Here is a 6,156-nt window from a genome sequence, read left to right as displayed (position 1 = left end):
TGGTGCGAAAGGGGAGACTCGAACTCCCACGCCTTGCGGCGCTGGAACCTAAATCCAGTGCGTCTACCAATTCCGCCACTTTCGCCTTTGCGGTATCTTAAGGGCTCTTCGCTCTTTCCACAACGACGAGGACCCCCATGGCCAAGTCATCCTCCCCCTCGCGCCTGCGCCGCCTCCTGGCCGTGGAATCGGCGCGTATCATGGCCGAGGAGGGCATCGCGGACTATCGCTTCGCCAAAGAGAAAGCCGCCCGTCGCCTGGGCAGCGGCGGCGGTCAGCAGGACTGGCCCAGCAATTCCGAGATCCAGGCCGAGCTGCAGGCGCGCCTGCAGCTCTTTCACGGTGAATCGCAACCTGTGGAGCTGCGTCGCCTGCGCGAAATCGCCCTGGACGCCATGCTTTGGCTCGTGGATTTCCGGCCCCTGCTGGCGGGCGCCGTGCTCAATGGCACCGCTACCCGCCACAGCGCCATCGTCCTGCATCTCTTTGCCGATACACCGGAAAGTGTGATCTTTTTCTTGATGGATCGGCACGTTGCCTACGAGGAGGGCTGGCAGCGACTGCATTTTGGCGACGAGGCGCCCCAGGAGTATCCGCAGATCCGCTTGACCCACCAGGGAGCCGAGCTGCGTCTGGTCATCTTTGCGCTGGACGAGGACCGGCGCCGGCCAGCGTCGGCGGTGGACGGCAAGCCCCTGCAGCGGATCAATGCACAGCAGCTGCGCCGCTTGCTGGACACCGAGGCGACGCTGTCTGCTTACCCCTGACTACTCCTGAGGCGTGGGCAGGACTTCCGGGCTCGGTCGGGGTCGCAGGTGCTGCCAGCTCACCAGGCTGAGTGCAGCGAAAATGGCGATCATGCCCAGGCTCTCCCAGCCGCCCGGCACCTCGTTCAGCTGCCACCAGGCGGCGAGCACCCCGATGAGAGGCGCCAGGAGCATGGCCATCCCCGCCACGCCCGATGGCAAGTGCTTGAGTGCGTAGGCCCAGAGCAGGTAAGCGATGGCGGTGCCGGGAATGACGTTGTAGAGGAGGGCGGCAGTGAAAAGCGGGCTCCACTGGATCCGCAAGGGATCGATCCAGAGACTGGCCGCGATGAGACCGATTGCGCCCATGGCCGTCTGCCAGAAGGTGGCATTGAGTAGATCCTGACTCGGGGGCATGTGGCGTTTCTGCCAGATGGCGGCTCCTGCCCACAGGAGGCCGGACAGGAGTGCAAACACCGGCCCCTGCCAAGCCCCGTGAAAATTCCAGGGACTCAAGATGCACAGCAGACCCAGCAGAGCGAGCAGCAGGGCTGGCCAGTGCAGTCCGTGCAGACGCTCCCCCAATAGAGGCCAGGCCAGCAGCATCAGCCAGATGGGCATCATGTAGACGAGGATGGCGGTCTTGCCGGCGCCGCCGTATTCCAGAGCCCACAGGGTAAAGCCGACGAATCCGGTGCTCTGCAGCAGTCCGAAAGGCAGGATATAGCGCAGCGGCGGTCGCCGCAGGGGGCGTTTCAGGAGCAGCAGCAGGGGTAGGAGCACCACCGCCCCCAGACCCACCCGCAGCGCAGCGAAAATCAGGGGAGGGCAGTCTTCGATGGCGACCTTCATGACCACCCAGTTGTAGCCCCAGATCAGAGCGATGGCGACGATGGCGGCCAGAGGAAGCCAGGGAGCAGGGGTTGTAGATGATGTGCGCATAGGAGTCCGCGGGCGGCGCTGAGCTGGATGACAAAGTGCGCCAGAGCCATGCAGCCCCGGCCTATCGTCCATCAGGATAGCTTAATGATGCCCTTTGGCGCGATCGTAAGGCGCTGGCCAAGGCCAATCCACCCCCAGCCGCGCGGCCGCCTGCAAGGGCCAATAGGGATTACGCAGGAGCTCCCGTCCCAAGGCAACGGCGTCTGCCTGCTCCGTGACCAGGATGTGCTCCGCCTGCATGGCCTCGGTGATGAGACCAACGGCGACGGTGGGGATACCCACGGCCTGGCGGATGGCGGCGGCGAAGGGGGTCTGAAAACCGGGTCCGGCGGGAATCCGCGCATCGGGCGTGAGACCGCCGCTGCTGCAATGGATGACATCCACGCCACGGGCGTGGAGCTCTCGACTGAAGGCGATGGACTGCTCCAGCTCCCATCCTCCGTCCACCCAGTCGGTGGCCGAGATACGCACCCACAGCGGTAGATCGTCGGGCCAGACCGTCCGCACCGCCGCCGCGACCTCCAGCGGAAAGCGCATCCGTCCCGATAGGTCGCCCCCGTAGGCGTCGTCGCGGTGGTTCGTGATGGGAGAGAGAAAGCTGTGCAAGAGATAACCGTGGGCCATGTGCAGCTCCAGCACCTGGAAACCGGCCTGCCGGGCCCGCTGCGCGGCGGCTACGAAGTCATCCCGAATCTTGTCCAGATCCGACGTGCTCAGCGCGCGGGGCACCGTGTGGCGGGGGCTGAAGGCCAGAGCACTGGGTGCCACGGGCTGCCAACCCTTCTCGGCCTGGGGCGGAATGGGCTGGCCACCGTGAAAAGGAGCCGCGGTGGAGGCCTTGCGGCCAGCGTGGGCGATTTGAATACCGGCTACGCTGCCCTGCTCGCGCAGAAATCGGACGATAGGTTTCAGGGCTTCCGCCTGCGCATCGTTCCAGATGCCCAGATCTTGCGGCGAGATGCGCCCTTCTGGACTCACCGCCGAGGCCTCCACCAGTATGAGACCTGCCCCGCCCACGGCACGGCTGCCCAGGTGCACGCGGTGCCAGTCGCCAGCCACCCCGTCGGGGGTGGAGTACTGGCACATCGGCGCCATCACGATGCGGTTGCGCAGGGTTACGGAGCGCAGCTGCCAGGGCGTGAACAGACGCTGCGTCACGCTCGCACCCCCAGCCCCCGCTGCAGATGATTCAGCGTCATCTCCCAGGCTTCGCGCGCGGGCTCAGCGCGATAGCTGTCGCGGCGATCACTGAAGAAGCCATGCGGCGCGCCCGGGAACACCGTCAGGGTGTAACGCTTCCTGGCGGTGCTGAGCGCCGTGGCAATGCGCCCGTGCTCCTCCGGCGCGATGGACTGGTCCTCGGCTCCGTAGAGCAGGAGTAGGGGCGCCTGCATCTTGTCCACGTGACCCAGGAGGGGTGGACGTCCGGCGGGATCTTTATCGGGGGCGATGCCACCACCGTAAAAGGCCACCGTTGCGGCTACCCGCTCCCCGAGTTCCGCGTTGGCGAGGAAGGCGTACCGCCCTCCCATACAGAAGCCCAGCACACCAACCCGCGGACCGCGCACCTCGGGACGCTGCAGTATGCTCGCGACTGCGGTCTGCGCTTCCGTCATGACCTGATCGTCCTTCAGCGTGCGCAAATGCCCGATGGCACCGTCGAAGTCCGTGTAGTCGTAGACCTTGCCGTGATAGATATCGGGGACGACGGCGCAGTAACCCGCCTTGGCGAGGCGTTCTGCCAATTCCCGAAAGTGTTCGTTGACACCAAAGGCCTCGATGAAAACCAGCACGGCAGGGTGCGGGCCAGGGCTCGTAGGGTGTGCGTACCAAGCGCGAAGAGAAGGATTCAGATCCAGCCACTGGGATTGTATTGCCGACATGGGATCTCCTTTAGCCATTCGAGGGGGGTTCCAGCATTATCCTACCGACCGCTCGGTACTTTCGTAAAGTCTCGCAAGCGAGGAATTTGAGATACTGGATCAGGGGCGCAAAGAACCCAGGTACAGACGGAGCTGCCCGAGGCAGCGTCGATAGGCTTCCACCGACTGAGCGTTCTTGCCGAGACCGACGCAACCTTCGACCCCGGCGACGATGAATAGAGCAGCCTCGGCAGCGGCGACGTCGCTGCGCACGAGGCCCGCCTGCTGCCCGCGTGCCAGAGCCTCCGCGAGCACTTCCGTCCAACGCTCGAGAATGCGCTGCAGGGCCTGCCGAAATTGCTCATCCAGGGGGCTCATTTCCTGGATCAGGTTATTGAGCGGGCAGCCGTAGCGCAGGATCCTTTCATCCGCGCTGGCAATCTTCTCACTGAGAATCCGGTCCAGCTGCCCCAGAGGATCATTGCCCTCGCTGAGCGGCGCGAACCATCGACGCGCGAGATCGGGAGCGATCACGTCCTGCACCACCGCCAGACCCAGCTCCTGCTTGGTGCCAAAGTGGTGGTAGAGCGCACCCTTGCTCACGGAGGTCTTGGCCAGAATCCGTTCGAGACTCGCCGCCTGAAAGCCGCACTCCAGTATTTCGGCGTAGGCCGCCGCCAGCAGATCGCTGCGCGTCTGTTCCGGGTTTCGGGATTTCTTGATAGGTTCCGCCATTGTTCGATATTAATACCGACCAATCGGTATTTTGTCAACCCCCTCGCCTCGGTACGGTCCTGAGCGCTGGACTGGAAGGCGGCCGCTGTCCTACTCAAGGGAAAAAGCATGGAAAAAAGCTCTGGGTCATGACTCTGCAAGTCATGACAAGATGACCAACGGTCATGACGCAAGCGCCGGCGGGAAAAATGGGAATTTAGCAAAATACATTAAAAACAATAAGATATGATTTTTCGTAGCGCAACAGAAGATGATCGAGATCATATTTCAGCTTGGAATGCGTGTTGCTAAGAAGCGTCAGAGCAGATTTCGCTCTTCTCTTTACACCCATGAGGAGGTCATTGTGAATATTCCTAAAAGAAAATGGGCGCGGCGTCGTCGCATCTCCGCAGTCGTCTGCGCCCTCGGGCTGGCTCTTCCCTTCGCAGCACAAGGTGCCATCGGTCAGGCCAGCCTCTTCGGCCAGGGTCGGCTGTTGGGCACCGGTGCGGTGACGGCGGTGGATGGTGCGGCCGGTGGCGGTATCAACCCTTGGGCCGTCATTTCCGGCTATGGTACCAACCAGCAGATCGGGGCTACCGCCTTCTACTCCCACGTCTTGCTGAACAACTACAACATGGACGCCTACGGTGCGTCTCTGGGCATCTTCAATCGGATCGAGATTTCTTACGCCCGGCAGAGTTTCAGTCTGGGAAATACCGGTACGGCCCTGGATCAGGCCATCAACGCTTATGCGTACGGGCTGGCGGGTGTGAACCCGAGCGCGAGCCAGTTGAACGCCCCGGCCTCCCAGACTCTGGGTCTGTCCGGTCCTGCTTTCTTTGGCAACAACTACCAACTGAATCAGGACATCGTCGGCCTCAAGGTCCGGCTCTTCGGTGACATCGTCTACGATCAGAACTGGTGGGAGCCGCAGGTGTCCGTCGGCGTCGATTTCCACCACAACGAGATGCCGGCCAATCTCGCCGCCACTCTGGGCGTCAAGCGCAATGGGGTGAGTTACTACGTCTCGGCGACCAAGGTCTGGCTGGATGGTCTCTTTGGTCTGACGACGCTGGCCAACGTCAACCTCGATATCACCAACGCCAATCAGCAGGGGCTGCTGGGCTTTGGCGGCGTCAATGGGATGGGCTACAAGGTCGAGCCCGCTGCGTCCGTCGGCGTCTTCCTCAACCGCCACGTGGTACTGGGCGCGGAGTACCGCAGCATGCCGCAGAACCAGCTCATCGCCAACGCCGGTCCTTTGAAGCCGCTGGGCGATGCCGTCTCCAAGACGAGCGCCTGGAAGGACGTCTACGTGGCCTGGTTCCCCTATAAGGCTCTGTCTCTGACCGCGGCTTATGTCAATCTCGGGACCATTGCCACGGAGAAAAACCAGAGTGGTCTGTATCTGTCCCTGACCACGAGTTTCTGATTCCGACGCAGATACTGCGGGCTATCACCCTGTTTGTTTGGAGGTATGTCATGACAATACGGTCTTTCTTTCGTTCTGGCCCCGTCCAGAGCACGGTCCTGGCCCTGGGGATCGCTACCGCTGGCGCGCTCTATACCGCCCCGGCACAGGCTCAGGATTACTACGCGCAGTTTGGCGGCAAGGCGGGTATCACCGCCCTCATCGACACCTTTGTCGGCAATGTGGCCAACGATCCCCACATCAATTACTACTTTGCTCACGCCAATATTCCGCACCTCAAGTACGAGCTGGTACAGCAGGTGTGCATGGCCGTGGGTGGCCCCTGCAAATACACGGGTCAGACCATGGTCGAGGCGCACAAGCACATGGAGGTGACGACGGCAGCCTTCAATTATCTTGCCCAGGACATGATCGACGCCATGGACGCGCACCACATCCCCATCGGCGCCCAGAACTA

At 62.5% G+C, this 6,156-nt stretch carries 7 protein-coding genes and 1 tRNA gene; 3 read left to right on the top strand and 5 right to left on the bottom strand.

The features are described from left to right. A tRNA-Leu gene (locus Q0C23_RS00040) sits at window positions 1-85 on the bottom strand. A gap of 52 nt (window positions 86-137) precedes the next feature. Here Q0C23_RS00040 and Q0C23_RS00035 point away from each other — a divergent pair. Next, complete coding sequence (locus Q0C23_RS00035) at window positions 138-767, top strand: nucleotidyltransferase (protein ID WP_291510334.1); 630 nt, start codon at window positions 138-140, stop codon at window positions 765-767. On the opposite strand, the gene Q0C23_RS00030 is transcribed toward Q0C23_RS00035, so the two are convergent. From Q0C23_RS00030 to Q0C23_RS00015, 4 genes are all read right to left on the bottom strand, one after another. Next, window positions 768-1,688 carry a DMT family transporter gene (locus Q0C23_RS00030; RefSeq protein WP_291510333.1) on the bottom strand — a complete coding sequence of 307 codons (921 nt, stop codon included), beginning with the start codon at window positions 1,686-1,688 and terminating at the stop codon, window positions 768-770. An 81-nt stretch (window positions 1,689-1,769) separates the two neighbouring features. Continuing rightward, complete coding sequence (locus Q0C23_RS00025; protein ID WP_291510332.1) at window positions 1,770-2,846, bottom strand: NADH:flavin oxidoreductase/NADH oxidase; 1,077 nt, start codon at window positions 2,844-2,846, stop codon at window positions 1,770-1,772. Continuing rightward, window positions 2,843-3,571: a dienelactone hydrolase family protein gene (locus Q0C23_RS00020; RefSeq protein ID WP_291510331.1), complete on the bottom strand. Its 729-nt coding sequence runs from the start codon at window positions 3,569-3,571 to the stop codon at window positions 2,843-2,845. The genes Q0C23_RS00025 and Q0C23_RS00020 overlap by 4 nt, the downstream gene beginning before the upstream one ends. A 99-nt stretch (window positions 3,572-3,670) precedes the next feature. Next, entirely contained in the window at window positions 3,671-4,285 is a 615-nt protein-coding gene (locus tag Q0C23_RS00015) for a TetR/AcrR family transcriptional regulator (RefSeq protein WP_291510330.1), read from the bottom strand. Between the two features lie 343 nt (window positions 4,286-4,628). On the opposite strand from Q0C23_RS00015, the gene Q0C23_RS00010 reads away from it, so the two are divergent. Beyond that, window positions 4,629-5,699 carry a DUF3034 family protein gene (locus Q0C23_RS00010; protein ID WP_291510329.1) on the top strand — a complete coding sequence of 357 codons (1,071 nt, stop codon included), beginning with the start codon at window positions 4,629-4,631 and terminating at the stop codon, window positions 5,697-5,699. Window positions 5,700-5,749: 50 nt separating this feature from the next. Further along, the coding region (locus Q0C23_RS00005; RefSeq protein ID WP_291510328.1) for a group 1 truncated hemoglobin at window positions 5,750-6,156 on the top strand (407 nt) is incomplete at its 3' end.

The sequence above is a fragment of the Acidithiobacillus sp. genome (assembly GCF_023256195.1).
Lineage (GTDB): Bacteria > Pseudomonadota > Gammaproteobacteria > Acidithiobacillales > Acidithiobacillaceae > Acidithiobacillus_A.
Note: the sequence above shows the minus strand (reverse complement) of the source record. Positions and strands in the feature narration are given on the sequence as shown.

Bases quoted from the DNA above. Each gene is read 5' to 3' on its own strand.
- Q0C23_RS00035 (WP_291510334.1), top strand. From the start codon at position 138: ATGGCCAAGTCATCCTCCCCCTCGCGCCTGCGCCGCCTCCTGGCCGTG.
- Q0C23_RS00030 (WP_291510333.1), bottom strand. From the start codon at position 1,688: ATGCGCACATCATCTACAACCCCTGCTCCCTGGCTTCCTCTGGCCGCC.
- Q0C23_RS00020 (WP_291510331.1), bottom strand. From the start codon at position 3,571: ATGTCGGCAATACAATCCCAGTGGCTGGATCTGAATCCTTCTCTTCGC.
- Q0C23_RS00015 (WP_291510330.1), bottom strand. From the start codon at position 4,285: ATGGCGGAACCTATCAAGAAATCCCGAAACCCGGAACAGACGCGCAGC.